At 65.1% G+C, this 26,377-nt stretch carries 26 protein-coding genes; 4 read left to right on the top strand and 22 right to left on the bottom strand.

Going from position 1 to position 26,377, the window contains the following annotated elements; translation table 11 throughout:
* Positions 1-54: 54 nt before the first annotated feature.
* The 10 genes from hflX to ndk form a co-directional block, all read right to left on the bottom strand.
* On the bottom strand, positions 55-1,227 hold the full coding sequence (hflX, locus tag BMY06_RS18185) for a GTPase HflX (protein WP_173816756.1): 1,173 nt from the start codon (positions 1,225-1,227) through the stop codon (positions 55-57).
* A 73-nt stretch (positions 1,228-1,300) separates the two neighbouring features.
* Positions 1,301-1,537, bottom strand: coding sequence for an RNA chaperone Hfq (gene hfq / locus BMY06_RS18180; protein WP_027814901.1), 237 nt, complete (start codon positions 1,535-1,537; stop codon positions 1,301-1,303).
* A 164-nt stretch (positions 1,538-1,701) separates the two neighbouring features.
* Positions 1,702-3,039, bottom strand: a complete 1,338-nt coding sequence (gene der, locus BMY06_RS18175; protein WP_065060365.1) for a ribosome biogenesis GTPase Der — start codon at positions 3,037-3,039, stop codon at positions 1,702-1,704.
* A gap of 499 nt (positions 3,040-3,538) precedes the next feature.
* Positions 3,539-4,684, bottom strand: coding sequence for an outer membrane protein assembly factor BamB (gene bamB / locus BMY06_RS18170; protein WP_074984576.1), 1,146 nt, complete (start codon positions 4,682-4,684; stop codon positions 3,539-3,541).
* An 87-nt stretch (positions 4,685-4,771) separates the two neighbouring features.
* Positions 4,772-5,401 (bottom strand): tetratricopeptide repeat protein, encoded by a 630-nt coding sequence (locus BMY06_RS18165; RefSeq protein WP_065060235.1) that lies wholly within the window; start codon positions 5,399-5,401, stop codon positions 4,772-4,774.
* Between the two features lie 133 nt (positions 5,402-5,534).
* A complete protein-coding gene (gene hisS / locus BMY06_RS18160; RefSeq protein WP_065060236.1) occupies positions 5,535-6,872 on the bottom strand; it encodes a histidine--tRNA ligase in 1,338 nt (445 codons plus the stop codon).
* Positions 6,873-6,996: 124 nt separating this feature from the next.
* Complete coding sequence (gene ispG, locus BMY06_RS18155) at positions 6,997-8,319, bottom strand: flavodoxin-dependent (E)-4-hydroxy-3-methylbut-2-enyl-diphosphate synthase (RefSeq protein WP_074984440.1); 1,323 nt, start codon at positions 8,317-8,319, stop codon at positions 6,997-6,999.
* Positions 8,320-8,433: 114 nt separating this feature from the next.
* Positions 8,434-9,573, bottom strand: a complete 1,140-nt coding sequence (locus BMY06_RS18150) for a helix-turn-helix domain-containing protein (RefSeq protein WP_074984439.1) — start codon at positions 9,571-9,573, stop codon at positions 8,434-8,436.
* Positions 9,574-9,793: 220 nt separating this feature from the next.
* On the bottom strand, positions 9,794-10,957 hold the full coding sequence (rlmN, locus tag BMY06_RS18145; protein ID WP_065060239.1) for a dual-specificity RNA methyltransferase RlmN: 1,164 nt from the start codon (positions 10,955-10,957) through the stop codon (positions 9,794-9,796).
* Between the two features lie 122 nt (positions 10,958-11,079).
* A complete protein-coding gene (gene ndk / locus BMY06_RS18140; RefSeq protein ID WP_027814909.1) occupies positions 11,080-11,505 on the bottom strand; it encodes a nucleoside-diphosphate kinase in 426 nt (141 codons plus the stop codon).
* 325 nt (positions 11,506-11,830) lie between these two features.
* Between ndk and BMY06_RS18135 the strand changes: the two genes are divergently transcribed.
* A complete protein-coding gene (locus BMY06_RS18135; RefSeq protein ID WP_065060240.1) occupies positions 11,831-12,526 on the top strand; it encodes a Bax inhibitor-1/YccA family protein in 696 nt (231 codons plus the stop codon).
* Positions 12,527-12,648: 122 nt separating this feature from the next.
* On the opposite strand, the gene BMY06_RS18130 is transcribed toward BMY06_RS18135, so the two are convergent.
* The 10 genes from BMY06_RS18130 to BMY06_RS18085 form a co-directional block, all read right to left on the bottom strand.
* Complete coding sequence (locus tag BMY06_RS18130; protein WP_074984437.1) at positions 12,649-13,422, bottom strand: MBL fold metallo-hydrolase; 774 nt, start codon at positions 13,420-13,422, stop codon at positions 12,649-12,651.
* A gap of 7 nt (positions 13,423-13,429) precedes the next feature.
* A complete protein-coding gene (bamC, locus tag BMY06_RS18125; RefSeq protein ID WP_065060242.1) occupies positions 13,430-14,569 on the bottom strand; it encodes an outer membrane protein assembly factor BamC in 1,140 nt (379 codons plus the stop codon).
* A gap of 105 nt (positions 14,570-14,674) precedes the next feature.
* Positions 14,675-15,580, bottom strand: coding sequence for a 4-hydroxy-tetrahydrodipicolinate synthase (dapA, locus tag BMY06_RS18120; RefSeq protein WP_074984436.1), 906 nt, complete (start codon positions 15,578-15,580; stop codon positions 14,675-14,677).
* A 45-nt stretch (positions 15,581-15,625) separates the two neighbouring features.
* Positions 15,626-16,297 carry a class I SAM-dependent methyltransferase gene (locus tag BMY06_RS18115; protein WP_124263162.1) on the bottom strand — a complete coding sequence of 224 codons (672 nt, stop codon included), beginning with the start codon at positions 16,295-16,297 and terminating at the stop codon, positions 15,626-15,628.
* 8 nt (positions 16,298-16,305) lie between these two features.
* Entirely contained in the window at positions 16,306-17,508 is a 1,203-nt protein-coding gene (locus BMY06_RS18110; RefSeq protein WP_065060244.1) for a tryptophan--tRNA ligase, read from the bottom strand.
* Positions 17,509-17,512: 4 nt separating this feature from the next.
* The gene (locus BMY06_RS18105) at positions 17,513-18,178 is read right to left on the bottom strand and encodes a site-2 protease family protein (RefSeq protein WP_065060245.1); all 666 of its coding nucleotides are present in this window, start codon (positions 18,176-18,178) and stop codon (positions 17,513-17,515) included.
* Between the two features lie 126 nt (positions 18,179-18,304).
* On the bottom strand, positions 18,305-18,940 hold the full coding sequence (locus BMY06_RS18100) for an L-threonylcarbamoyladenylate synthase (RefSeq protein ID WP_074984434.1): 636 nt from the start codon (positions 18,938-18,940) through the stop codon (positions 18,305-18,307).
* 176 nt (positions 18,941-19,116) lie between these two features.
* Entirely contained in the window at positions 19,117-19,947 is an 831-nt protein-coding gene (locus BMY06_RS18095; RefSeq protein ID WP_074984432.1) for a 3',5'-nucleoside bisphosphate phosphatase, read from the bottom strand.
* Between the two features lie 106 nt (positions 19,948-20,053).
* Positions 20,054-20,950 carry an alpha/beta fold hydrolase gene (locus BMY06_RS18090; protein WP_074984431.1) on the bottom strand — a complete coding sequence of 299 codons (897 nt, stop codon included), beginning with the start codon at positions 20,948-20,950 and terminating at the stop codon, positions 20,054-20,056.
* A 70-nt stretch (positions 20,951-21,020) separates the two neighbouring features.
* Complete coding sequence (locus tag BMY06_RS18085) at positions 21,021-21,920, bottom strand: ferritin-like domain-containing protein (RefSeq protein WP_074984429.1); 900 nt, start codon at positions 21,918-21,920, stop codon at positions 21,021-21,023.
* Positions 21,921-22,157: 237 nt separating this feature from the next.
* On the opposite strand from BMY06_RS18085, the gene BMY06_RS18080 reads away from it, so the two are divergent.
* From BMY06_RS18080 to BMY06_RS18070, 3 genes are all read left to right on the top strand, one after another.
* Positions 22,158-22,682: a gamma carbonic anhydrase family protein gene (locus BMY06_RS18080; protein ID WP_065060248.1), complete on the top strand. Its 525-nt coding sequence runs from the start codon at positions 22,158-22,160 to the stop codon at positions 22,680-22,682.
* Between the two features lie 63 nt (positions 22,683-22,745).
* Positions 22,746-23,693 (top strand): Hsp33 family molecular chaperone HslO, encoded by a 948-nt coding sequence (gene hslO, locus BMY06_RS18075; RefSeq protein WP_065060368.1) that lies wholly within the window; start codon positions 22,746-22,748, stop codon positions 23,691-23,693.
* Positions 23,694-23,858: 165 nt separating this feature from the next.
* Entirely contained in the window at positions 23,859-24,302 is a 444-nt protein-coding gene (locus tag BMY06_RS18070) for a hypothetical protein (RefSeq protein ID WP_074984427.1), read from the top strand.
* Between the two features lie 143 nt (positions 24,303-24,445).
* On the opposite strand, the gene ftsB is transcribed toward BMY06_RS18070, so the two are convergent.
* Together ftsB and eno are read right to left on the bottom strand one after the other, a co-directional pair.
* Positions 24,446-24,871, bottom strand: a complete 426-nt coding sequence (gene ftsB, locus BMY06_RS18065) for a cell division protein FtsB (protein WP_065060250.1) — start codon at positions 24,869-24,871, stop codon at positions 24,446-24,448.
* 101 nt (positions 24,872-24,972) lie between these two features.
* Entirely contained in the window at positions 24,973-26,256 is a 1,284-nt protein-coding gene (gene eno, locus BMY06_RS18060; protein ID WP_065060251.1) for a phosphopyruvate hydratase, read from the bottom strand.
* Positions 26,257-26,377: the final 121 nt, after the last annotated feature.

Raw genomic sequence — 26,377 nt, 5'->3', positions numbered from 1 at the left:
GTCATGTGCGTGGGAGAAACCGCCGGGACGCCGCATGGGCGCCCCACGGACCGCTCAGCGGCCGTGCTCGGCTTCCCTGCTGGGTTCGTGCGGCACCGCATTCCAGTCGGTTGCGGCCTGGGGCTGCGACGCCCCGGCAAGCGGTTCGGCGGTCGCGATTTCGGCGATGGCGGCGCGCAGCGCATCCAGTCCGACGCCCGTGCGCGCGCTCAAAAAGACGCGCGAAATATTACCATATTCGTCCCGCTCGACCGTCCCGCCTCGCGCCGCCAGTTCGGGCACGGCGTCGATCTTGTTGAACACCAGCACCTGGCGGATCGTGTCGGCGCCGATCTCGTGCAGCACGTCGTTGACCTGATCGATCTGATCGAGTCGCACGGCGCTCGAGGCGTCCACCACGTGCAGCAGCAGGTCGGCCTGCACGGTTTCCTGCAACGTTGCGCGGAACGCGGCCACCAGCTGGTGAGGCAGTTCGCGGATGAAACCCACGGTGTCGGACAGCACGATCTGGCCCACTTCGTCGCCGAGCCAGACGCGCCGCGACGTCGTATCGAGCGTCGCGAACAGCTGGTCGGCCGCGTAGGCCTGCGCTTTCGTGAGCGCGTTGAAGAGCGTGGACTTGCCCGCGTTGGTATAGCCGACGAGCGACACGCTCATCGTGCGCGTACGTTCGCGCTGACGACGCTGCGTGCCGTGCTGACGGCGCAGCTTGGCGAGCTTGCCCTGCAGCATCTTGATGCGCTCGCCGATCAGCCGGCGGTCGGTTTCGAGCTGCGTTTCGCCCGGCCCGCGCAGACCGATACCGCCCTTCTGACGCTCCAGGTGAGTCCAGGCGCGCACGAGGCGCGTGGCGAGGTACTGGAGCTGGGCGAGTTCGACCTGCAGCTTGCCTTCGTGGCTGCGGGCGCGCTGGGCGAAGATGTCGAGAATGAGGCTCGTGCGATCCACCACGCGGCGGCCGAGTGCGCGCTCCAGATTACGTTGCTGGGCGGGCGACAGCGCGTGATTGAAGATGACGATTTCGATGTCGTTCGCTTCACAGGCGAGACGGAGTTCCTCGGCCTTGCCGCTGCCGATGAACATGGCGGCGTCGGGGCTGGAACGACGCCCGGTGAGCGTGACAGCAGGATGGGCGCCCGCGCTTTTGGCGAGCAGGCTGAGTTCTTCGAGGCTGGCTTCGAAGTCGGTCTTGCCGAAGTCGATGCCGACAAGTGCGGCGTTGATCAAATTAGCTGATGTCAAAATGGAAACGGCCGGTCCGGATCGCCAGCGAGGCGCCCCGGACCGGCCGCGTCATGGGTCAGGACGCTTCCGAATCCGGGTGGAAGTTCACCGGACGGGCCGGGACCACCGTGGAAATGGCGTGCTTGTAAACCATTTGCGTAACCGTATTACGGAGCAACACGACGTACTGGTCGAACGATTCAATGTTCCCTTGAAGCTTGATGCCGTTGACCAGATAGATCGAAACAGGCACGTGCTCCTTGCGCAGCGCGTTCAGAAACGGGTCTTGTAACAGTTGCCCTTTGTTGCTCATAGCAAACTCCGTATTTTTTTGCAGGTTTAACTTAAATTGGCGACGAAGAAAAAGAAATCCGCCGCCAATCGCTACACTATAGCTGATTCTCGCTCCCCCGCGCCTGTACTGGCCGTCCGGCCAGGGCGGTGAACGACCAGGTTAAGCGCGGTAGCGAACGAAGCTCAACTCTTGTCAGTGTAGGGATTCGTCGAGGAACGAAACTCTATGCGCAATGGAGTCCCCGTCAGCGAGAAAGTTTCCCGGAAACGGTTCTCCAGATAGCGTTTGTAAGTATCGGTAATCGCATCGAGCGCATTGCCGTGGATCACGATGATCGGCGGGTTCTGTCCCCCCTGGTGCGCGTAGCGCAGTTTCGGGCGAACCGGACCGCGGCGGCGCGGCTGCTGGAATTCCACCGCTTCGATCAGCGCGCGCGTGAGACGCGGCGTCGGCAGCTTGGCCATGGCGGCGGCGTAGGCGTCGTCCACCGAGCGCATGAGCGCGCCGATGCCGAACTTTTCCGTCGCCGAAATGAAGTGCATCTTGGCGAAATCGAGGAATTTCAGCTTGCGTTGCAGGTGATGCTTGGTGCGGTCGCGTGCGTGGTCGTCCATGCCGTCCCACTTGTTCACGCCCACCACCAGCGCACGGCCCTGCTCGACCACGAAGCCCGCGATATGCGCGTCCTGGTCGGAGATTTCCTGGTGCGCATCAAGCAGCAGAATCACCACGTTAGCGTCGGCGATCGACTGCAGCGTCTTCACGACCGAGAACTTCTCGATGGCTTCGAACACCTTGCCGCGACGGCGCAGGCCGGCCGTGTCGATCAGCGTGTACTTCTTGCCGTTGCGCTCGAAATCCACATAGATCGAATCGCGCGTCGTGCCGGGCATGTCGAACGCGATCACGCGATCTTCGCCGATCAGCGTGTTCACGAGCGTCGACTTGCCGACGTTCGGGCGACCGACGATCGCGATTTTCACGCCGTGCTTGCTGGCGTCGTCTTCGTCCTCTTCCGGACGATCGGTGTAGGCCTGGTCGAGCGCCTCGTTGATCATTTCGGTCACGCCGTCGCCGTGCGCAGCCGAAATCGCGCGCGGGTCGCCGAGGCCGAGTTCGTAAAAGTCGGCGGCCACGGCACTGTATTTCATGCCCTCGGCCTTGTTGACCACGAGGAAGATCGGACGGCCGGTCTTGCGCAGGTAATCGGCGATGTGCTTGTCCTGCGGCGCGAGGCCATTGCGGCCGTCGCAGATGAACACGACGATGTCGGCTTCTTCCACGGCCTGACGCGTCTGGCGCGCCATTTCATGCAGGATGCCGTCCTTCGCGACGGGTTCGAAACCGCCCGTGTCGACGACCAGATACGCGCGATCGCCCACGCGCCCTTCGCCGTAGTGGCGGTCGCGCGTGAGACCGGGCAAATCGGCCACCAGCGCATCGCGCGAACGCGTGAGCCGGTTGAAGAGCGTGGATTTCCCCACATTGGGGCGCCCGACGAGGGCGATAACGGGTTTCATCTGATCTTTTCTACAGTAAGGCGCGGCGCCGGAACGTCCGGCGCGATGCGCGGCAAGCGCCTGCATGGTAGCCCGCAGGGCTGCATCAGTTGCAAATTATCACGAAATGGACACCGGACCCGACGCTCGCGGCCATTGAGCAGCCATTGAGCGGTGATCGGGACCCGGCAGGTGCCGGGTAAAGCCTCGGGCGGACCAGATCGACTTTCTTCTTCGGCCTCGCAGTCCGGCCCGGCGCACTGGCCCGGCAGTCAGAAGCATTCGCCTGGTACAGTGGCCGGTCCCGGAATGCGCGCGACGCGCGTGGCGTCATGCGGGGCCGTGCCGACATGCGCGCGGCCGGCGTGCGCCGGCCCGCTCGACGGCGCGCCGCATCATGCCCGGACGCCGTCCTGATTTCCGCATGTGGCGCTATGACGCACCAAATGCAAGAGGCCGCACCCCGCAGGGGCGGCCCCTTCAGTGCGACCGGCAAGGTGCGCCGGACGCCTTGATTTGCTTAACGCGGACGCAGACCGTACAGGTCGCCGTCCTTCGTCTGCACGACAAGCGTGTTGCCCGCGAGCACCGGGGCGGCAACGATCGGGCTGCCGTCGGTCTTCACGCGCGAGACGAAGCTGCCGTCGTCGAGCGAGAGGAAGTGCACGTAGCCTTGATAGTCGCCCACCACGACTGCGTGACCCAGCAGTGCCGGCACGCTGACGTCGCGATTCTTGAGCTTGTCGGTGGTCCACGTTGGCGCGCCGGTCGACACGCTGTAGGCCTTCACGACCGACCAGTCGTCGCCGCCGACCACGGTGGCATCGTCCTGAGCAATACCGGTCGTGCTCGAGAATGCTTTTTCCCACATCGCACGGCCCGAGTTGGCGTCGAAGCAGCCGAGCTGGCCCTGGAACGTCACCGCGCAGGTCGTGGCGCCGACGAGCGTGGGCGGACCGCTCACGTCGTTGATACGCTCGACTTCGGTCACGCCCTTCGGATACGACACCGGCGTTTCCCAGAATGCGTCGCCGCTTTGCAGGTTGATCGCCGCGAAGGCGCCGCCCGGGAAGCCCGCGAGCACCGCCTGGTCACCCGCGAAGGTCATGCCGGCCGAGACGCGCAGGTTCAGCGGTACCGCGCGATTGCGATAGAGCCACTTCTGCTCACCCGTCTGCGCATTGAACGCGACGATCTGGCCGTCGATCGTACGCACGATCACGAGACCGTTGCCGACCAGCGGCGGCGAAATGATTTCGCCGGGCGCTTTGGCTTGCCACGAGAGCTTGCCGTTCGAGTCGAGGACGTAGACTTCGCCCTTCAGGCCGCCGACGGCCGTCAGGTTGCCGTCGCTGCCGACGCCTGCCGAAATGTCGTCCTTGAGCTTCGTGCTCCAGACTTCCTTGCCGGAAGCGGCGTCGATCTTCTTGACCGAACCGTTGGCGCCGGCGGCATAGACCGAGTCGCCGACGGCGACCGGCGAGAACAGGTAGCGGCCGGCCTTGCCGACGCTTGCCTTCCACACCTGCTGGACGTCCAGCACCGGCTTGAACTCGGTCAGCGGCACCGGCACGCGGCGCTCGTCCTTCGTCGATGAGCAGGCCGCCAGAGCAAGGACGGTCATCGCGCAGGCGACGGGCACAACGGTTCGTTTCAGCAGATTCATCGGTGAACGAAGCATCAAAGGAGTTGAGTTGAATTGTTTGATTCGATTCGCGGGCGACGCGCACACGGCACCACGCCCGCCGCTTGCTTAGCCGCCCAGCGCGTCGAGCTTGAACTGGATCAGTTGACGCTCGGAGGCGTCGGTCTTCGGCAGGCTGTCGAGCGCGAGCTTGTACGAAGCGCGCGCGTCGTCGCGCTTGCCGGCCGCTGCCAGCAGGTCGCCGCGGCCGTCAGCAACGACGCCCTTGAACGGACCCGCATCCGGCTGCGGAATCAGGGCGAGGCCCTGATCGTAGGCCTTTTCGTCGAGCAGCAGCGAAGCGAGACGCAGCTTCGCGACCTGGCGGAATTCTTCGTCTTTCGCGTGGTCGGCGGCCCACTGCAGCTGCGCCTTCGCGCCTGCCGTGTCGCCCGCCATGTAGAGCGCCTTCGCGACCGCGAGCGCCGACATCTGCGCATACGCGGTACCGCCGAAGCGGTCTTCCATATCGCTCGCGACGCGCGTGATGAGCGCCTTGTCGCTGCCGTTCACGGCCTGCTGGACCTGGTCGTACAGCACGGCGGCCTCGGCCGCCTGGCGGCGCTGCCAGAAGTTCCAGCCGTTCCACGCGGCGAGCGCGAGCAGTACGATCAGCACGAGCCACGTAGTGGCGTTACCCCACTGCGTCCACCATGCCTTGAAACTCTCGATCGATTCCTGTTCGTCGTGGTAACTCATCGCGTCGCGATTCCTCGTTTATTCTGAAGCCTGTTATGGGGCGCGCCGCCGCACTTCATGCCGATATTTCAGGCGATTCGTGCCGTCCGGGCGCGCCGCAAATCTTGATCCAATCTTGATTCGAGCGTCGCGATCAGTCGTCGCCGTCTTCGGCGGATGCAACCATCGCATTGATCAGATATTCGGTCAAGTCCTCAAGCGCTACCGTTTGTTGCTCGTTGCGGGCGTCGGCGGCCACTCCGCGCAGCGGTTTAACACCCGCCACACCCTTCGCCACTTCGTCCTCGCCGAGCACCACGGCGAACGCTGCGCCACTCGCGTCGGCACGCTTCATCTGCGACTTGAAGCTCGCCGCCTGACCGTCGGCGCTGCAATGCAGGATCACATCGAGGCCGGTATCGCGCAGACGTTCCGCGACGATGAAAGCCTGATCGCGCGCCGCTTCGCCCTGGTGCACGACGTAGACGTCGCAACCTTCGGCTTCCGGCACGAGGTCCTCTTCCTTGAGCAGTTCGAGAATGCGCTCGATGCCCATCGCCCAGCCGCAGGCCGCCGTGGGCTTGCCGCCGAGTTGCTCGATCAGCGGGTCGTAACGACCGCCGGCAGCGACCGTGCCCTGCGCGCCGAGCTTGTCGGTGATCCACTCGAACACGGTCAGATTGTAATAATCGAGACCGCGCACGAGACGCGGATTGATCGTGAACGGAATGTTGTTCGACTTGAGGATGCGTTGCAGCCCCTCGAAGTGCGCACGCGAATGCTCGCCGAGGAAGTCGATCAGCTTCGGCGCGTTGTTCGCCACTTCCTGCAGCGCGGGATTCTTCGTGTCGAGCACGCGCAGCGGGTTCGTATACAGGCGACGCTTGCCGTCTTCGTCGAGCAGATCGACGTGCTGTTCCAGATACTTGATGAGTTCGACGCGATGCGCCGCGCGCTCTTCCGCCAGACCCAGCGAGTTGATTTCGAGCTTGATACCGGTCAAGCCGAGATCGTCCCAGAGACGCTGGCACATCAGGATGATTTCTGCGTCCGCGTCCGGGCCCGAGAAGCCGAGCGCTTCCACGCCGACCTGGTGGAACTGACGATAACGGCCGCGCTGCGGACGCTCGTGACGGAACATCGGACCGACATACCAGAGACGCTTCGGGCCGTCGTAGAGCATGTTGTGCTCGATCGACGCACGCACGACCGCCGCCGTATTTTCGGGGCGCAGCGTGAGATGTTCGCCGTTCAGCGAGTCGGTGAAGCTGTACATCTCTTTTTCGACGATGTCGGTCACTTCACCGATACCGCGCGTGAAGAGTTGCGTGTGCTCGACGATCGGCGTGCGGATATTTTGATAGCCGTACGAACGAAGCATGGACTTCACGGTGGTTTCGAAGAAGTCCCACAGCGCGGCGTCCTGCGGCAGGATGTCGTTCATGCCCTTCACGCCGGTCAGCTTTTCGGGCTTTCTTTTCTGTTCGCTCATGGTGTTGCGATTGACGATGTTCGGTTGTGCGTGGCGGTCGATCTGCCCGATGGCGCCGCTAATTCAGCAGCCCGGCCATCGGACGCGCGGTCGGAAGCGCGCCGCTCGGGCGCGCCGCAATCTCTTACTGAGCCGCGACTTCGGCCTTGCCGTACTTGCGCGCGACGTAGTCGCTGACGATCTGCTGGAACTCTTCGGCGATGCGCTCGCCGCGCAGCGTCTTGACCTTTTCGCCGTCGATGAAAACCGGCGCGGCCGGGTTTTCGCCCGAGCCCGGCAGGCTGATGCCGATGTTCGCGTGCTTCGACTCGCCCGGACCGTTGACGATACAACCCATGACCGCGACGTTCATGGTTTCGACGCCCGGGAATTCATCACGCCAGAGCGGCATCTGCGCGCGCAGATAACCCTGGATCTGCGACGCCAGCTCCTGGAACAGCGTGCTGGTCGTGCGACCGCAACCCGGGCACGCGATGACCATCGGCGTGAACGAGCGCAGACCCATCGTCTGCAGGATTTCCTGGCCGACCACGACTTCGCCCGTGCGCGATGCGCCCGGTTCCGGCGTGAGCGAGATACGGATGGTGTCGCCGATGCCCTGTTGCAGCAGCACCGAGAGCGCCGCCGTCGATGCGACGATGCCCTTCGAGCCCATGCCCGCTTCGGTGAGGCCCAGGTGCAGCGCGAAGTCGCATCGTTTCGCGAGTTGCTGGTACACGGCGATCAGATCCTGCACGCCGCTGACCTTGCACGACAGGATGATCTTGTCGCGGCCGAGGCCGAGTTCGACCGCGCGTTCCGCCGAACCGATCGCCGACTGGATGAGCGCTTCGTACATCACGCTCTGCGATTCCCACGGCACCGAACGCGCTGCGTTTTCGTCCATCATGCGCGCGAGCAGGTCTTGATCCAGGCTGCCCCAGTTCACGCCGATACGCACCGGCTTGTCGTACTTGATGGCCGCTTCGATCATCTGCGCGTACTGCGTGTCGCGCTTGGCGCCCTGACCCACATTGCCCGGGTTGATCCGGTACTTCGAGAGCGCTTCCGCGCAGGCCGGATGGTCGCGCAGCAGCAGGTGGCCGTTGTAGTGGAAGTCGCCGACGAGCGGCACCATCACGCCCATGCGGTCGAGCTGGTCGCGCACGTGCGGCACGGCAGCCGCCGCTTCCGGCGTGTTGACCGTGATGCGCACGAGTTCCGAACCGGCTTGCGCCAGTTCCTTGATCTGGATTGCCGTACCGATCGCGTCAGCGGTGTCGGTATTGGTCATCGATTGCACGCGCACAGGCGCGTCGCCACCGATCGTCACCAGCTGGCCGCCCCAGCGCACGTGCACGGCGTGCGACTTGCGGCGCAGCGCGTGGCCGCCGAGGATCGGTTCGTTCGACACGATCTGACTGTTGCTGGACGGGGATTGCGTTTCGCTCTGCATCGAAAAACCCATTTACACCTCGCGCGCACCGCCGCTGCTCATGCAGCTGCTGCGCCGCGCGAATTGAAAAAGCGTCGCGGCCGGCTTTTGAATACTTCGCCGGCCGCGACGCATGCCATGTCTCTATCAGGGCAGCACGAAGCGCGCGACATTGCCGCGCGACGACGCGTACTTCGCCGCGTCGACCGGCTGACCGTCGATGGTCATCGACTCGATGCCGGCCTTGTTGCCCACTGTAATCTTCATCGGCGCGGCGGCGCTGATCTCACGCGAGTCGGCGCCGTGGACGAGGCCGGAGAAAACCTCCTTGCCATCCTTGCCGCGCACGCTGACCCAGGTGTCCTGCGTCACGCGAATCGCGAACGTCGAGGTGTCGCCGGCCGCAGCAGCAGCCGATGCGCCCTGCGCGGTCGTTGCGACTGCCGGTGTACTGGCCGCCGCGGCTTGCGTTGCGCTCGCCGCTGCAACCGTTGCCACGGTGGCATTCGTCGCCTTCGCCGCGGGTGCGGCGCTTGCCGCTTGCGGCGCGCTGGCAGTCGCTTGCGCCGCGGCCTGCGCCGGTGCCTGGTCGCCTGCCTGCGCACCGACCTGATCGCCGCTCTGCGCCGCCTGATCGGCCTGCGCACCCGACGCCGCGTCGTCGCCGTTCGCCGTCGCGCCTTCGGCCACCGTTGCCGACGATGCACCCGACTCCGCCGTCGCGCCGTTGGCCATCGACTTGATCCGCGCGAACCATGCCGACGACTCACCACTATTCGTATGCAGCATCGAGAGCGCGATCACCGCGATCACGATGATGCCGAGGCCCCACAGCCACGACGCACGCCGACGCGGCGCACGCGCCCCGCCGCCGCCGAGCGACAGCGACACGCGCCCGCGCGGCAGGTCGGCGCCCGCCGAAGCCGGCATCGACAGATCCTGTTCCGGCACGCCGCGCTCGCGGCGCAGCGCCTGGGTGAGCGGCGCGGGGTCCGCGCCGAGCAGCTTCGCGTAGGCACGCACGACGCCCACCGCGAACGTGGTGTCCGGCAGATGGCTGATGTCGCCCGCCTCCAGCTCGCGCAGCTTCGACACCGCCACCTTCAGGCGCGCCGAGACGTCCTCGACCGACCAGCCCTTCGCCTCGCGCAGTTGCGCGAGACGCGCACCCACTGCGCCCAGCGTGTCCGGCACGGCCTGCACCGGCGACGGCGCGCCCTCCTGCGCCGTACGGCCTGCGTGGGTCTCTGTCCCGTCTGTCCCGAAGGGGTGCTGCGGCTCGCTCATCCCAAAGTCCTTGCGTCGATTCTTTTCAATCCCGGAACCGGCGGGCGCAGCGCGCCCGGCCCCGATTCGCAGACCGTTTTATAACAAAATGCGCGGCCTCTGTGCCGCTTCCGATCGCTTCTGCAACGTTTCTTGTCAAACTCGCCGATGCCGCCGCGTACCCCCGCGCGACCGCACCCGCGTTGCATCCGGCCCGGGCCCCTCGCCCGCGCCGCCGCCCTCAATGCTGCACGGGACGGACTTCGATGACCTTCTGCCCGGCGCGCTGGGTGCGCTCGGCAAGACGCGTGCGGTCCTTCACCTCGCCGGCGAGCTGACCGCAGGCCGCGTCGATGTCGTCGCCGCGCGTCTTGCGCACGGTGGTGACGACGCCCGCATCCATCAGAATCTGCGCGAAACGTTTGATCTGCTCGTTCTTCGAGCGCAGCAGACCCGACTCCGGGAACGGGTTGAACGGGATCAGATTGAACTTGCACGGCACGTCGCGCGTCACGGCGAGCAACTGGCGTGCGTGCTCCTCCGTATCGTTCACGCCGTCGAGCATGCAGTACTCGAACGTGATGAAGTCGCGCGGCGCCACCTTCAGATAGCGCTGGCACGCAGCCATCAGCTCGCGCAGCGGATACTTGCGATTGAGCGGCACGAGTTCGTCGCGCAGCGCGTCGTTCGGAGCGTGCAGCGACACCGCGAGCGCCACCGGCAGGTCGGCGCCCAGGCGGTCCATCATCGGCACGACGCCGGACGTGGAAAGCGTGACGCGACGGCGCGACAGGCCGTAGGCGTTGTCGTCGAGCATCAGGCGCATGGCGGGCACGACCGCGTCGTAATTGAGCAGCGGCTCGCCCATCCCCATCATCACCACGTTCGTGATGACGCGCTCGCCCTTGCCTTCACCGCCGTTGGCACGGCCGCCGGCCTCGCCGAGCAGCGACGCGCGCAGGGCGAACTCCGCCATACGCAGCTGACCGATGATCTCTGCGGTGCTCAGATTGCGTGAAAAACCTTGCTTGCCGGTCGAACAAAACCGGCAATTGACCGCACACCCCGCCTGCGAGGACACACACAGCGTGCCGCGCGTTTCTTCGGGGATGAACACGGTTTCGACCGCGTTGCCATTGCCGACGTCCACGAGCCACTTGCGCGTGCCGTCGGAGGAAACGTTGTCGGAAATGATGTCGGGCATGCCGATACATGCGCGCCCTTTCAGCTTCTCGCGCAGCGATTTGGCCAGATCCGTCATGCCGTCGAAGTCGGCGGCATTGTATTGATGGATCCAGCGCTGAAGCTGTTTGGCGCGAAACGGCTTCTCGCCCAGGCTTTCGCAATAAGCGACAAGCCCTTGGGCGTCGAGATCGAGAAGGTTGACGGTGGAACTGCTCGTCATGTCGAATCCTGCCATTTCAGTGCGAGAGCGCGTGCACCGCCGGTTTCGAGAGAACCCGGCACCGGACGGTGGACGTCATCGCCGTTCGCGACCCTATGCTACTTTGAACTGCCGCTTATCGCTTAACGCGAGTAAACGTTGACTTCCGGGAAGAAGAACGCGATTTCAACGCGTGCCGTTTCCGCTGCATCCGAACCGTGGACTGCGTTTGCGTCGATGCTGTCTGCGAAGTCGGCGCGGATCGTGCCCTTTTCCGCCTTCTTCGGGTCAGTCGCGCCCATCAGGTCGCGGTGCTTCAGGATTGCGTTTTCGCCTTCCAGCGCCTGGATGACGACCGGACCCGAGATCATGAACTCGACCAGGTCCTTGAAGAACGGACGCTCAGCGTGAACAGCATAGAACTTCTCTGCGTCGGCGCGCGAGAGTTGGACCATGCGCGATGCCACGATCTTCAGGCCAGCGTTTTCGAAGCGGCTGTAGATCTGGCCGATCACGTTCTTTGCCACTGCGTCCGGCTTGATAATCGACAGGGTGCGTTCGATCGCCATAAAAACTCCAGAAAATTAAGAGGTTACAAGTTCAAATGAATCCGCAATTGTAGCATGTTCCCATGTATGATTGCGATTGAACCCTGATTGGCGTGCAAACCGCGCCAATCAGGTGAGCGCAAGGTACAAACACCGTACAAACGCCACACAGCCGCGCCTTTCAGCGAGGCTTAAGAATGGCGGCTTACGCTGGTGAAACATAACGGAAACTGTGTGGCATCCCGTTGAAACTCTGGGCGGTCGCACCTATCTTACGAGGGAGCGCGCCACGCATTTGCGCGCGCCCTCAATTACGTGAACCACGCGTCTCACGCAAGGAGAAAGCATGAACGAGTCCTACAACTTCGGCCGTGGTGGCAGCGTCACCAGCGCCGAGACCCGCAACCGCGTACTGCGCAACACCTACTGGCTGCTCGCGCTCTCGATGGTGCCGACCGTCATCGGTGCGTGGGTGGGCGTGGCCACGGGTTTCTCGCTTTTCGCCGCCACCAGCCCGGCCATGAGTCTGCTGGCGTTCTTCGCCATCGCTTTCGGCTTCATGTTTGCTATCGAACGCACCAAGAACAGTTCGGCCGGCGTCTTCGTCCTGCTCGGCTTCACGTTCTTCATGGGCCTGATGCTCTCGCGCCTGTTGTCGTTCATCCTCGGCTTCTCGAACGGCCCGTCGCTCATCATGCTCGCTTTTGGTGGCACCGGCGTGATTTTCGCGGCCATGGCCACGATCGCCACGGTCAGCAAGCGTGATTTTTCGGGCCTCGGCAAGTGGCTGTTCATGGGCGTGGTCGTGATCCTGCTCGCCAGCGTCGCGAACATCTTCCTGCACCTGCCCGCGCTGATGCTCACCGTGTCCGTGCTGGCCATCGTGATCTTCTCGGCGTACATGCTGTTCGACGTGCAGCGCGTCGTGAACGGCGGCGAGACCAACTACATCTCGGCCACGCTCGCGATCTACCTGGACCTGTACAACGTGTTCACGAACCTGCTCGCAATCCTCGGCATCTTCGGCGGCAACCGCAACTAAGCGGCGCCAAGCGGGCCGGACCTGATCCGGCCCCGGTCGCCGCCCGCGCAACGAAAGCGGCGGCCAACAAAAAAGCCCATGACCTTCGTCATGGGCTTTTTTTCGTCTGCAACCTGGCTCGCTCAGAGTGTCAGCCAGTCGAACCCTTCGTCTTGCGATGCCACCCCGGTTTCGGTAGCCGCGTTGCCGAGCACCGCGGCCATCGCCGCGCGCGCCAGTTCCGGCGTGTTGTTCTGCTGGCTCAGATGCGCCGCGATCAGATGGCGCAGCTTCGAGCGGTCGAGCGCGGCGAGAATGTCGCCCGCCGCGTCGTTGTTCAAATGTCCGTGCGACCCGCTGATGCGCGCCTTGAGCGACGCCGGATAACGGCTGCCCGTCAGCATGTCGAGGTCGTGGTTGTATTCGAGCACGAGCGCGTCGCAGCCGCTCAGCACGGTGTTGATATGCGACGTCGATTCGCCGACGTCGGTCAGCACGCCGAGACGGCTCGCGCCGTCGTTGAAGACAAATTGCAGCGGCTCGCGGGCATCGTGCGGCACCGTGTAAGGCAGCACACCCAGCTCGCCGATTTCGACCGTCTCGTCGCCCCAGAGAATGTTGAGCTCGACATTGGCGTCGTCGGCACCGACGGCTTGCGCCGTCCCCCAGCTCATATAGAGCGGGATCGACCAGCGGCGCGCCAGCGTGAGCGCGCTGCCGATGTGGTCGCTGTGTTCGTGCGTGATGAGAATGCCGCTGAGCGTATCGGCGGCGAGGCCCGCGCGTGCGAGCCGCCGCTCGACTTCTTTCGCCGAAAATCCGCAGTCCAGCAGCACGCGCGTGGGCGTCGCGCCGCTGCCTGCTTCTACGACGAGCGCGTTGCCCTCGCTGCCGCTGCCGAGGCTTGCAAAGCGCACGGCGGGATCAGTTCAGCTGGGCGTGCAGCGCGGACACGATGCGCTGGGCGTCCGACGAGGTATCGACCTGACCGCTTTCGTTGAGCACTGCCACCTGGGTGGAGCTGCCGTTCGGGCGCACCGCGATCTGGAACTCCGGACCCTGGTTCTTGTTCGCTTTCTTCGGGTTGTAGAAGAGCTTGCCGAACAGGCCGTCGCCCTTCAGTTCCTGCATCGAATCGGCGTAACGCACGTAGTAGATGCCCTTTTCGCGGTCGCGGTTGTCGACCGTGAAGTTGGTGCGATCGAGTGCGAGGCCCACACGCAGCCAGGCCGTGTCGAACGCTTCAGGCAGGTTCAGCGTGGTGCCGTCCGGACCCGCCGCGACCTTGACCGCGGCCACCGACGGACGCGCGTCGGTCAGCAGCTGCTTCGACTGCGCGTCGGTCAAGCCGAACTTCTGCATGATCTTGGCGAGGAATTCGGCTTCGAGCGCCGGATCGCGCGGACGCTCGACCCACTTCGAACCCGTCTTGTCCTGGCCCGTGAGCATTTCTTCCATCGCGCTATGCGTGACCGAAATGTCGGTCTGGCCATCCGGACCGCGCGACACCAGCGTGCGGAAGCGGTCGCGCGTGCCCGACGAGTACGCGAAATCGATCACGCGGCCAATCGTGCGACGGAACCAGTCGTCCGGAATGTTGGCGCGGTTTTCCGCCCAGTCCGTGGTCATGATGCCGGTGTTGGGCGAATCGGTCGTCAGCGTGAAACCGTTATCGCTCCAGAATTCCTGCAGTTGCGGCCAGACGTCGTCGGGCGTGCGGCCGTCGACCACCAGCCAGCGGCGGTCGCCGTCGCGTTCGACGTGCATGCCGAGCGGGTCTTGCGCGCTGGGCACGCCGAGCACGGCGTTGCCCTGCTGCGTGACGGTGCGCTGCGCGGCGCCGCCGAGCGCCACCGTCGCGGGCGGCGCGACATATTTCTGATCGCCCGGCGCCGAGGACAGATCCTTCGGCACGGCCAGCGGCGGCGCGCTCGACGTGTCCTTGTAGTTGACGCGATCGGACGCGAACATGTCGTTCAGCGACTCGCAGCCTGCGAGCGAGCCGAGTGCGAGCGCCAGCACCGCCATGCGGGTTGCGTGGAGGGAAAAAGCGGAACGTTTCATGTGGACCTTCGTGATACCAGGAACGCTAAGCCTCGGTCTGCCAGAAAACTGTCAGCGCTTGGGCGATGGCGACGTCGATTGAAAATTCGGCGGCTTGGCTGACGATCAGCCCAGCAAACCGGCTTCGCGCAATGCCGTGCGCACCACGTCGTGGTAGCGCGCGTCGAGCGGCGTGAGCGGCAGTCGGATGCCGCTTTCGATGCGGCCGAGTTCCTGCAGCGCCCACTTCACCGGAATCGGATTCGATTCGATGAACAGGTTCTTGTGCAGCGACAACAGCTTCAGGTGGATCTCGCGCGCGGTCTTCACGTCGCCGGCGATGGCGGCCTTGCACAGGTCGCTCATCTGACGCGGCGCGACATTGGCCGTCACCGAGATATTGCCGTGACCGCCCAGCAGCATCAGGGCGATCGCGGTGGGATCGTCGCCGCTGAAAATCTTGAAGCCGTCCGGCGCGTGCTTGATCAGGTGCGCCGCGCGGTCGATGTTGCCCGTGGCTTCCTTCACGCCGACGATGCCCGGCACCTGCGCGAGGCGCAGGATGGTCTCGTTCGTCATGTCGGCGACGGTGCGGCCCGGCACGTTGTACAGGACGACCGGCAGATCGACCGTCTCCGCGATCTTCGCGAAGTGGCGATACATGCCTTCCTGGGTCGGCTTGTTGTAGTACGGCACGACCTGGAGCGTCGCCTGCGCGCCCACGTCCTTCGCGTGCTTCGAGAGTTCGATGGCTTCGGCGGTCGAATTGCCGCCCGCGCCGGCGATGATCGGCATGCGGCCCGCGGCGTGTTCGACGGCCGTCTTGACCATCAGGATGTGCTCTTCGACGTCCAGCGTGGCGGACTCGCCGCTCGTGCCGACCACGACGAGACCATCGGTCCCCTCTTCCACGTGCCAGTCGACCAGTTTGCGGAATGCCGGCAGGTCGAGACTGCCGTCTTCGTGCATGGGAGTGACGATCGCGGGAATGCTGCCGCCGAGCGTAATGCCGTCCTGAGTGCCGTTAGCCATTGAAACGTCAGAAAAATGAGTACGTTAAACCGCGATTGTAGCGGATTAGCCGGTCAGATCGTAACGCGGTACGGGTAGTACCTGAGTCACAGGCCCGTTACCGGAATTTTCGGCCTGATTTGCGTCCGACCCCGAGCGCGGTGCAGCGGAAGATTTTTCCGCCTCGCGCACCGCGCAGATCCGCTGAACGAACGCCTCACGCGGTTGTGAGAGGAATCCGTCTTCGTAGGCGACGACGCGCAGCGTCGGCGCGCAGATCGCCAACAGCTCTCCCGCCGCCAGCAGGAACGCGGGATTCGACGGTTTTCCGACCGTCTCGTTCCCTTGCGCGAAAGTTTCGTAAATAAGTACGCCGCCCGGCGCGAGCGCGTCGATAAGGCGCGCCATCAGCGGACGATGCAGGTAATTCGTGACGACGATGCCGGCGAAACGCACATCGGCGGGCAGCGGCCAGGGCGCGCCTTCGAGGTCGCACTCTAATGTGCCGATGCCGGGAATCTCGCGCATCGTGGCGAGCGCCGCGCCGTCGCGATCGAGCGCGGCCACCGGATGGCCGCGCTGCGCGAACCAGCGCGCGTGCCGCCCCGCGCCGCAGGCCAGATCGAGCACCGTGCCGCCGGGCGAGACCAGATGCGCCCAGCGGCACACCCAGGGCGACGGCTCGCCGAGCCCGTGCATGCCCGCGGCAACGGGCGTGGACCCCGAGATGAGCGTCATCGCGCGCCTTAGCTGTACGAGAGGCCCATCGCCTCGCGCACGTCGCGCATCGTTTCCGTGGCGTACTTGCGCGCGCGGTCGCAGCCGTCGGCGACGATGGCGCGCAGCAGTGACGGATCGTCCATGTACTTCTGCGCGCGTTCGAGCATCGGCTGCTGCTCGCGCAGGATGCCTTCGATCACCGGCTGCTTGCACTCCAGACAGCCGATGCCCGCCGAACGGCAGCCCTTCTCCACCCACGCGTGCGTCGCTTCGTCCGTGTAGACCTGATGCAACTGCCACACCGGGCACTTGTCCGGATCGCCCGGATCGGTGCGGCGCACGCGCGCCGGATCGGTCGGCATGGTGCGCACTTTCTTTTCGATCGACTGGGCGTCTTCGCGCAGCGCGATGGTGTTGCCGTACGACTTCGACATTTTCTGACCATCGAGGCCCGGCATGCGCGATGCCTCGGTCAACAGCACCTGCGGCTCCGGCAGGATGATCTTGCGTGAGCCTTCGAGATAGCCGAACAGACGCTCGCGGTCGTTCATCGACAGGCTCTGCGACTCGGACAACATCGCGCGCGCCTGTTCGAGCGCCTCTTCGTTGCCTTCCTGCTGATAGGCGTTGCGCAGCTCGTGATAGAGCTTCGAGCGCTTGCCGCCGAGCTTCTTCGCGGCCTCGTTGGCCTTCTCCTCGAAGCCCGGCTCGCGGCCGTACATGTAGTTGAAGCGACGCGCCATTTCGCGCGCCATCTCGACGTGCGGCACCTGATCTTCGCCGACCGGCACGAGCGAGGCGCGGTACAGCAGGATGTCGGCGGCCATCAGCACCGGATAGCCGAGGAAGCCGTAGGTGCCGAGATCCTTGTCGCGCAGCTTCTCGATCTGTTCCTTGTAGGTCGGCACGCGTTCGAGCCAGCTAAGCGGCGTGCTCATGCCCAGCAGCAGCGCCAGTTCGGCGTGCTCGGGCACACGGCTCTGGATGAACAGCGTGGCCTGATTCGGATCGATGCCCGACGCGAGCCAGTCGATCAGCACGTCCCAGACGTTTTTCTCGATGACATCCGGCGTCTCGTAGTGCGTGGTGAGCGCGTGCCAGTCGACCACACAGAAGAAGCACGGGTACTCGGACTGAAGCCGGACCCAGTTTTTCAGCACGCCGTGGTAGTGGCCGAGGTGCAGCGACCCGGTCGGCCGCATGCCGGAGAAAATACGGTCTGGGAACATGATGTTATGAGAATAGCGATACGAGGGGACTGAGGATGACGTTCAGGGCCAGTTGACCGACTTGAACCAACGGATACATCCAGAAACGCGAAAAGATGCCGGTCACCAGCAGCGCCATGACGATGAAGAAACCATACGGTTCAATCCGCATGAGCGCAATGCTCGCGCGCGGCGGCAGCAGCGCGGCCAGCACGCGCCCGCCGTCGAACGGTGGCAAGGGGAAGAAGTTGAGCACGCAGAGCACGATATTCACGGTCATACCCGCGCGCGCCATCAGCAGGAAAAACGGCTCGTCGACGCCCGCCGCGCTCAGCGCGATGAGGAAGACGCCCCACAGGATCGCCTGCACGAAATTGCAGAGCGGCCCCGCCGCCGACACCCACAGGCTGCCCCAGCGCGGATTGCGCAGATTGCCGAACGCGATCGGCACCGGCTTGGCGTAGCCGAACACGAAGGCGCCGCTCGTCAGCACATACAGAATGAGCGGCATCGCGATCGTGCCGACCGGGTCGATGTGGCGCATCGGGTTGAGCGAGACGCGCCCGAGGACGTAGGCCGTGTTGTCGCCGAGCAGGCGCGCGACGTAGCCGTGAGCGGCTTCGTGCAGCGTGATCGCGAAAATAACGGGCAAGGCGTAGACGGCGAGCGTCTGAATGATCGTGGATTCCATGGCGGCGTATTGTAACAACGCGCTAGCGGCGCGCCGCGGTGCGCGCGGCCACACGCGCAGCGAATGGCCGGATTGCGCGGTTCGTCGACATCATCGGCGCCGTCGGGATCGCCGCCCGCGCCGCCATCACGCCTCCTCTTCCAGCCCGAACGGCGCGAGCGAACCGCGCCCTGCACGCACGAGCACCGGCTCCGCGCCGGTCAGATCGATGATGCTCGACGGCTCCCACGGACACGCCCCGCCGTCGATCACCAGATCGAGCTGCTTTTCCAGCCGTTCGCGGATCTCGTCGGGGTCGTTGAGCGGTTCCGTGTCGGGCGGCAGGATCAGCGTGGACGCCAACAGCGGCTCGCCCAGTTCTTCGAGGATCGCGAGCGGAATCGGATGCCCCGGCACGCGCAGACCAATTGTCTTGCGCGACGGATGCGAAAGCCGCCGCGGCACCTCTTTGGTCGCTTCGAGCACGAACACGTACGGCCCCGGCGTCACCGATTTGATCAGCCGGTACTGGCGGTTGTCCACCATTGCAAAATTCGCCAGCTCGGACAGATCGCGCACCATCAGCGAGAGCAGCGCCTTTTCGTCGAGATGACGGATGCGGCGCAGGCGCTCGGCCGCGTGTTTGTCGTCGATGCGGGCGGCCAGCGCGTAGCTCGAATCGGTGGGCAGCGCGATCACGCCGCCATCGCGGATGATCTGCACGGCCTGTTTGACGAGGCGCGGCTGCGGATTCTCAGGGTGAAGCCGAAAAAACTGTGACATGGCAGTAATCAGCTGACGAATTCGGAACGGTCGGAACAGTCGATACGGCAGTCGCGCGGCACGACGCGCGACGCGCACGCGCTATCGTAAAGCGTAGCGAACGGATAAAGCGGACGTCGCGCAGCGGTGCAAGGCGCAGGCCGCGCGGCGGGAACGGAAGCGTTGGGCCACGCGGCTTACAGCCATCGCTCCCAGACGGGCTTGAGGTCGGAGGGAAGCGGCGGCAGCGTGCCGGGCTCGATGGCGTCCGGACCTTTGGCGTGGAAATCGGAGCCGCGCGAGGCCTCGAAGCCGAAACGGCGCGCGACGGCGGCATATTCGCCGTACTGGTCGGGCGTGTGGCTGCCCGTGACGACTTCGATCGCTTTGCCGCCCAGATCGATGAATTCGCCGAAGAACGTGTCGAATTCGAGCTGCGTGTAGTTGTAGCGCCCCGGGTGCGCAACGACGGCCTCGCCGCCCGCAGCCTTGATCCACGAAACGGCATCGGCCAGCTTCGCCCAGCGATGCGCCACATAGCCCGGTTTGCCGTCGCCGAGCCAGCGCGAGAACGCGTCCTGGGTGTTCTGCGCGCGGCCGGATTCGACGAGAAAGCGCGCGAAGTGCGTGCGCGAGATCAGGTCGGGATTGGAGACGTACTGGAGCGCGCCCGCATAGGCGTCGGGAATGCCGAGTTCCTCAAGCCGTTCACCGATGGCTTCGGCGCGCGCCGCGCGGCCGTCGCGCGTGCGGGCCAGCCCTTCGACGAGCGCCGGAGCGGTCGGATCGACATGCAGACCGACGATATGCACCGTGCGCGACGCCCACGTGACCGAAATCTCGACGCCCGAGAGATAACGCATGCCGAGCGATTCGGCGGCTTCGCGCGCCTCGCGCTGGCCGCCCAGCTCGTCGTGATCGGTGAGCGCCCACAGCGTCACGCCGCCCGCCTTCGCCAGCTGCGCGACGGCAGCCGGGGCCATCTGGCCGTCGGAAACAGTGGAGTGACAGTGGAGATCGGCGTTCATTGCGGGCATCTGGAAAATGAAGCCTTATTTTACTGCAACGCGGCGAAGCCGTCCGGGGCCGCTCCGACCGCGTTTAGCAGGCATTCGGCCCACATTCGGCGGGCATTCAGGCCGCGCAGAATGCCTCGATGAGACGCGCAATGGCCTCCGGCTGATCGTGATGAACCATATGGCCCGCGTCGTCGATAAAGCGCTCGCGCCAGTCGGGAAACGCCTCGAATCGACGCTTGAATTCGCCGATCGGCACCTTGCCCGCGATGCGCGCGAGCGTTTCCGAATCGGTGGCCTCGACGTGCAGCACCTTGGCGCGCACCTGCGCCCAGATCGCCATGATTTCCTCGAGCCGGTAGAGCACGGGATTGACCATCTTGTGCGCCGGATCGCCGAGCAGCATGTAGCCCTCGCCCTGCGCGCCGCTCACCGGCTTCGACCAGTGCTGCGCGAGAAAACGCGCCCTTGCGGGCAGCAGGCGCGGATTCGTCTTCGTGAGGCGCGCCGCCACGTCGTCGAGCGTCTTGTAGGGACGCAGTTGCGGCGGCGAGCGCATTTCGTCGAGCCAGTCGCGCAAACGGCCGGGCGCCTGCGCGGGCGTCGTGGCGGGCATGCCGAAGCCTTCGAGATCGACCACGCGCCGCACGCGCTCGGGCCGCACGCCCGCATACAGACAGACGACATTCGCGCCGAGGCTGTGCCCGACGAGGTTCACTTCGCCTTCGGGCGCGTAGTGATCGAGCAGCGCGTCGAGATCGGCGACATAGTCGTGGAACCAGTAGTTGCCGGCACCGCGTTGCGCCACGGGCCAGTCCGAGAGGCCGAAGCCGCGCATGTCCGGCGCGATCACCTGCCAGTCGCCGCCCAGCGCGTCGACGACGAACTGGAACGACGCGGCCACATCCATCCAGCCGTGCAGCATGAACAGCGTGGGCGCGTCCTCGGCGCCCCAGCGGCGCACATGCAGACGGATGCCGTTCACGTCGATGAATTCGGATCGGGAAAGATTCATTGCGCTCGCGCAAAAAAACGAATGGTCGTTCGATTATATCGACAGGTTCTGACAGATGGGCGGCGCGCGTTTATTTTTCGGCGTCGCCGTCGCCACCCTGGGCTTTCAGCGTTTCGAGTTCGGCGTCGTCGAAACCCGCCGAACGGCGCGCCTCGAAGTTGAACGGCCCCCGCATTTTCGGCGCATGGTATTGCGCGGCGAGTTCGAGCCACGCCGCATGCGGATCGAATCCGCGCTGCGCGCACAGATGGCGAAACCAGTGATTGCCGATGCGCACGTGCCCCACTTCGTCATGCAGGATGATGTCGAGGATCGCGGCGGATTCGTCGTCGCCGGCCTGTTTCAGACGCGCGCGGATCGGCGGCGAGGCGTCGAGCCCGCGCGCTTCCAGCACGCGCGGCACCAGCGCCATGCGCGCGAGCACGTCGCCGCTGGTGCGCTCGCACATTTCCCAGAGGCCGTTGTGCGCCGGGAAGTCGCCGTAGGCGTGGCCGTAGTCCGCCAGCCGCTTGACCAGCAGCGAGAAGTGATACGCCTCCTCCGCCGCCACCTTCAGCCAGTCGGCGTAGAAGTCAGCGGGCATGTCCGGAAAGCGCCAGACCGCGTCGAGCGCGAGATTGATCGCGTTGAACTCGATGTGCGCGAGCGCATGCAGCAGCACCACGCGCCCTTGCGGCGTGCTCATGCTGCGGCGCTGGAGGCTGCGCGGCTCGACCAGATCCGGGCGCGCGGGACGGCCCGGCAGGTCCCCGGGCGCGCTGAGCGTCTGTTCGGCGTGCCAGTGCGTCTCGCCGCGCGCCGCGCCGTCCTGGGCGAGCGCGTAAAGCGCGCTCACCGCGCCGGACTTGGCGAGCGGATCGGCTTCGTACAGCGCCGCAAGCGCGGCGGCGCGCCAGCCTGGCTGCGACGTGGCGGCATCGACGGATAATTCGGCGCCGGTGCGCGCGGAGTCGGGAAATACGGAATTCATCGTCAAGCAGGCAGAAAAGCGGGCAGAAAACAGGCGGTCGAACGGCGTAGTACGAACGCACGGCACGGCGGCGCGGCGGCCCGCGTGAGACCTGCCGCACGCGGCACGCAAGCCGGGCCAGGCGGACTCGGGGCGCAACCGTTTACAATACGCGATTCACCCGCTCTGCGCCGCCCGCGCCCGCTCTCACCCGCCCGCGCGCCGCAGCCTCGCAAGACAAAAAGGAGACGCAACACCGTGGCCATCTACAAGCTTGGCGAAGCCGCACCCACCATTCACGAAAGCGTGTTTGTCGCGGACAACGCGACCATCGTCGGCAAGGTCGAACTCGCCGAAGACTCGAGCGTCTGGTTTGGCGCGACGCTGCGCGGCGACAACGAGCTGATTTCGGTCGGCGCGCGCAGCAATGTGCAGGAAGGCGCTGTGCTGCATACCGACCCCGGTTTCCCGCTCACGCTCGAAGCCAACGTGACGATCGGCCATCAGGCCATGCTGCACGGCTGCACGGTGAAGGAAGGCGCGCTCATCGGGATTCAGGCGGTGGTCTTGAATGGCGCGGTAATCGGCCGCAACTGTCTGGTTGGCGCGGGCGCGGTGGTCACCGAAGGCAAGGTGTTCCCCGACAACTCGCTCATTCTCGGCGCGCCGGCCAAGGTCGTGCGCGAGCTGACCGAGGCCGACATCGCCGGCCTCAAGCGTAACGCGGACGGTTACGCGCAACGCCGCGAGTATTTCAAGGCGCAACTCGTACGCATTGGCTGACGGCTGCTCGCCGCCGTCATGCCGCGCGAGCGCGCCGCACGCATCGAAACGAAGGAAAAGATTGTGAACGACCAGTTGCAAAAATTCATGTTCAGCGCCGCTCCGGTGCGGGGCGAGATCGTCTCGCTGCGCAACACGTGGCAAGAGGTGCTGACGCGCCGGCAGTACCCGGCGCCGGTGCGCACCGTGCTCGGCGAAATGATGGCCGCCTGCGCGCTGCTCTCCGCGAACCTCAAGTTCGACGGCACGCTGATCATGCAGATCCTCGGCGAAGGCCCGGTCCGCATGCTGGTCGTGCAGTGCAGCTCCGACCTCTCCATGCGCGCCACGGCGCGTCTGGCCGAAGGCGTGGAAACCGTCGCCGACGACCTCTCGCTCGCCGAACTCGTCAACGTGAACGGCCGCGGCCGTTGCGTGATCACGCTCGATCCGGCCAACAAGCAGCCCGGCCAGCAGCCTTATCAGGGCATCGTGCCGCTGAACGGCGAAGACGGCGCGCTGAAGTCGATCTCGGAAGTGCTCGAGCATTACATGCACCACTCCGAGCAGCTCGACACGCGCCTGTGGCTCGGCGCGAACGAAGATCGCGCGGTCGGCATGCTGCTGCAGAAGCTGCCCGGCGACGGCGGCATCGTGCCGCACCCGCACGAACTCGACGCCGACACGTGGGAACGCGTCTGCACGCTCGGCGGCACGCTCACGCGCGAAGAACTGCTCGAACAGGAGCCGGAAACGCTGTTCCGCCGCCTCTTCTGGCAAGAGAACGTGCAGCACTTCGAGCCCGCCACCACGCGCTTCCTGTGCAGCTGCTCGCGTGAAAAAGTCGGCTCGATGCTGAAGATGCTGGGCCGCGAGGAAGTGGACAGCGTGATCGAAGAACGCGGCCACGTCGAAGTTCACTGCGACTATTGCAACCAGCGCTACGAGTTCGATCCCGTCGATGTGGCGCAACTTTTCGCCACGCCGGGGCTCTCAGAAGGAGTCTCTCCCGCAGCGGACCAGCGCCACTAAGCCAGCAAAGCAGTGATTGCTTCCCCGGCTCATGGCACGCCGTCTTCCGCCACGCGGACGGCGCCGCCGCGCGGCACCATGAGCCGATTCACGGAACCGGCTGTCCAGGCGGCCGCGCGCGTGGCCCAGAGATCCGGAATCCGACCGATACAGGGAAGCAAGAACATGAAGACGAACCTCGGGGCTGCATCACCTCACCTGCCCGCGCGCACCGTGCGCCGCGCCAGAACGCTCATCTCCCTGACCGCGCTGACGGCCGCCGCCGCAGGCGTCGTGCTGATGAGCGGCTGCACGCTCGATCCGCCTGGTCCTTCGCCGATCTACAGCCGCCTGCCCGCCGATCAAGCTGGCGCGACCGCCACGGTCGCGCCGCAGCAGCAGGCCGCCCCTGCCCTCACGCCCGAGCAGCTTCAGCGCTACGACGCGATCGACCAGCAGGCGCTGGCCGAATCCAATCGCGCCGCGAACGCCGAAGCGGCCGCGCAGGCGTGGTCGCGCGCGTACACGCCGCCCGTGAACGTCTACGGCAGCTACTACAGCGGCGGTTGGGGCGGCGGCTGGGGCACCGGGATCGGCTACGGCTATCCGGGCTGGGGTTGGGGCTGGTGAAATCGTAGCGTGCGCAACGATCGGGGCGACGATCGTATAAGGCTCGCCCCGCAAAATCACGCGGCAATAAAAAAGCGCGGCATCCGCTGGATGGCCGCGCTTTTTATTTCGACGCTATCGAACCGCATCGTTGGCTGTGACGCTCAGCCCGCCTTCTTCTTCGTTTCCTTGCCGTGTCCGTGATGTTTCTCGGGCACGCGCGACACCGGATTCGGCACCACCTTGACGGGCGCCGCCGACATCTCGCCACGCGTCGACGTATTCGACGACCCCGCGGGCGTAGCCGGCAACGGCTGATTCGGCGAGACGAACTGCACGAACACCTCGCCGTCCTTCACCATACCCATCTCGTAGCGCGCACGCTCCTCGACGGCCGCGGTGCCGTTTTGCAAATCCTGCACTTCGCCCGCGATGCGTTCGTTGCGCAGTTTTTCGTCGTCGTTCAGCTTTTGCTGCTGTGCGAGCTGCCCTTGCAGTTCGTGCACGCGCAGCCACCCGCCGTGGCCCCACCAGAGCGGATACTGGATCAGCGCGAGCAGGATGATCAGGACGACAGTGACAAGCCGCATGGATGGTGCCGGATAAACATACGCCGCCCTGCGCTGAACGCAGGGCGGCGAAGAGGGATGACGAAGAGTGACAGCAAGGCGGCTGTCGCGTTCAGGTCCGCTTAGCGGAGGTTATAGAACGCCGACTTGCCCGGGTAGCTGGCGATATCACCGAGATCTTCCTCGATGCGCAGCAGCTGGTTGTACTTCGAGATGCGGTCGCTGCGCGAGAGCGAACCGGTCTTGATCTGACCGGCGTTCAGGCCGACGGCGATGTCCGCGATCGTCGAATCTTCGGTTTCGCCCGAACGGTGCGAGATCACGGCCGTGTAGCCCGCGCGCTTCGCCATTTCGATCGCTGCGAAGGTTTCCGTCAGCGTGCCGATCTGGTTGATCTTGATCAGGATCGAGTTGGCGATGCCCTTCTCGATGCCTTCCTTCAGGATGCGCGTGTTGGTGACGAACAGGTCGTCGCCCACCAGCTGAACCTTCTTGCCGAGCTTTTCGGTCAGGAGCTTCCAGCCGGCCCAGTCGCTTTCATGCATGCCGTCTTCGATCGAGACGATCGGGAACTTGTCGGCGAGCGTCGCGAGGTAGTCGGCGAATTCCGACGACGACAGTTGCAGGCCTTCGCCCGCGAGCTGGTACTTGCCGTCGTGGTAGAACTCGCTGGCTGCGCAGTCGAGCGCGAGCAGCACGTCTTCACCGGCGCGGTAGCCTGCCTTCTCGATGGCTTGCAGGATGGTCGACAGGCATTCGTCGTTGCTGCCGAAGTTCGGTGCGAAACCGCCTTCGTCGCCGACCGCCGTGCTCATGCCGCGATCCGAGAGGATCTTCTTGAGCGCGTGGAAGATTTCCGCGCCGCAACGCAGCGCTTCGCGGAAGGTCGGCTGGCTCACCGGCACGATCATGAATTCCTGAATGTCCAGGCTGTTGTTCGCGTGCGCGCCGCCGTTGACGATGTTCATCATCGGGACCGGCAGTTGCATCGCGCCCGAACCGCCGAAGTAGCGGTACAGCGGCAGGCCGGCTTCTTCGGCAGCGGCCTTCGCGACGGCCATCGAAACGGCCAGCATCGCGTTCGCGCCCAGACGCGACTTGTTGTCGGTGCCGTCGAGCTCGAGCAGGGTCTTGTCGAGGAAGGCTTGTTCCGACGCGTCGAGGCCCATGATCGCCTCGGAGATTTCGGTGTTGATGTGCTCGACGGCCTTCAGCACGCCCTTGCCGTTGTAGCGGCCGGCTTCGCCGTCGCGCAGTTCGATCGCTTCACGCGAGCCGGTCGACGCGCCCGACGGCACAGCCGCGCGGCCCATCGTGCCCGATTCGAGCAGCACGTCGCATTCGACAGTGGGATTGCCGCGCGAATCCAGAATCTCGCGACCGATGATATCTACGATTGCACTCATGGTTTCCTCAGGAAATGACAGTAATTCTTGCGAGACACGCACCATCTGCGAGTCCGGCGAAGCGCGGTCTACGCGCTCGCGCGGGACACACCGTCACATGGGACAGGCGGCGCGGTCGTCG

Source organism: Paraburkholderia tropica (assembly GCF_900109265.1).
In the GTDB taxonomy this organism is placed as follows: domain Bacteria; phylum Pseudomonadota; class Gammaproteobacteria; order Burkholderiales; family Burkholderiaceae; genus Paraburkholderia; species Paraburkholderia tropica.
This window is presented reverse-complemented; position numbering and strand designations above follow the sequence as displayed.

What these genes read in the sequence shown, in the direction of transcription:
- ftsB (WP_065060250.1), bottom strand. Translation starts at nt 24,871, where the DNA reads ATGCGGCTTGTCACTGTCGTCCTGATCATCCTGCTCGCGCTGATCCAG.
- BMY06_RS18150 (WP_074984439.1), bottom strand. Translation starts at nt 9,573, where the DNA reads ATGAGCGAGCCGCAGCACCCCTTCGGGACAGACGGGACAGAGACCCAC.
- bamC (WP_065060242.1), bottom strand. Translation starts at nt 14,569, where the DNA reads ATGAAACGTTCCGCTTTTTCCCTCCACGCAACCCGCATGGCGGTGCTG.
- BMY06_RS18100 (WP_074984434.1), bottom strand. Translation starts at nt 18,940, where the DNA reads ATGTCACAGTTTTTTCGGCTTCACCCTGAGAATCCGCAGCCGCGCCTC.
- BMY06_RS18085 (WP_074984429.1), bottom strand. Translation starts at nt 21,920, where the DNA reads ATGAATTCCGTATTTCCCGACTCCGCGCGCACCGGCGCCGAATTATCC.
- ispG (WP_074984440.1), bottom strand. Translation starts at nt 8,319, where the DNA reads ATGGGTTTTTCGATGCAGAGCGAAACGCAATCCCCGTCCAGCAACAGT.
- BMY06_RS18090 (WP_074984431.1), bottom strand. Translation starts at nt 20,950, where the DNA reads ATGAATCTTTCCCGATCCGAATTCATCGACGTGAACGGCATCCGTCTG.
- BMY06_RS18095 (WP_074984432.1), bottom strand. Translation starts at nt 19,947, where the DNA reads ATGAACGCCGATCTCCACTGTCACTCCACTGTTTCCGACGGCCAGATG.
- bamB (WP_074984576.1), bottom strand. Translation starts at nt 4,684, where the DNA reads ATGAATCTGCTGAAACGAACCGTTGTGCCCGTCGCCTGCGCGATGACC.
- hisS (WP_065060236.1), bottom strand. Translation starts at nt 6,872, where the DNA reads ATGAGCGAACAGAAAAGAAAGCCCGAAAAGCTGACCGGCGTGAAGGGC.
- BMY06_RS18115 (WP_124263162.1), bottom strand. Translation starts at nt 16,297, where the DNA reads ATGACGCTCATCTCGGGGTCCACGCCCGTTGCCGCGGGCATGCACGGG.
- BMY06_RS18110 (WP_065060244.1), bottom strand. Translation starts at nt 17,508, where the DNA reads ATGTTCCCAGACCGTATTTTCTCCGGCATGCGGCCGACCGGGTCGCTG.
- hfq (WP_027814901.1), bottom strand. Translation starts at nt 1,537, where the DNA reads ATGAGCAACAAAGGGCAACTGTTACAAGACCCGTTTCTGAACGCGCTG.
- BMY06_RS18165 (WP_065060235.1), bottom strand. Translation starts at nt 5,401, where the DNA reads ATGAGTTACCACGACGAACAGGAATCGATCGAGAGTTTCAAGGCATGG.
- BMY06_RS18135 (WP_065060240.1), top strand. Translation starts at nt 11,831, where the DNA reads ATGAACGAGTCCTACAACTTCGGCCGTGGTGGCAGCGTCACCAGCGCC.
- BMY06_RS18105 (WP_065060245.1), bottom strand. Translation starts at nt 18,178, where the DNA reads ATGGAATCCACGATCATTCAGACGCTCGCCGTCTACGCCTTGCCCGTT.
- rlmN (WP_065060239.1), bottom strand. Translation starts at nt 10,957, where the DNA reads ATGACGAGCAGTTCCACCGTCAACCTTCTCGATCTCGACGCCCAAGGG.
- eno (WP_065060251.1), bottom strand. Translation starts at nt 26,256, where the DNA reads ATGAGTGCAATCGTAGATATCATCGGTCGCGAGATTCTGGATTCGCGC.
- der (WP_065060365.1), bottom strand. Translation starts at nt 3,039, where the DNA reads ATGAAACCCGTTATCGCCCTCGTCGGGCGCCCCAATGTGGGGAAATCC.
- dapA (WP_074984436.1), bottom strand. Translation starts at nt 15,580, where the DNA reads ATGGCTAACGGCACTCAGGACGGCATTACGCTCGGCGGCAGCATTCCC.
- BMY06_RS18070 (WP_074984427.1), top strand. Translation starts at nt 23,859, where the DNA reads ATGAAGACGAACCTCGGGGCTGCATCACCTCACCTGCCCGCGCGCACC.
- ndk (WP_027814909.1), bottom strand. Translation starts at nt 11,505, where the DNA reads ATGGCGATCGAACGCACCCTGTCGATTATCAAGCCGGACGCAGTGGCA.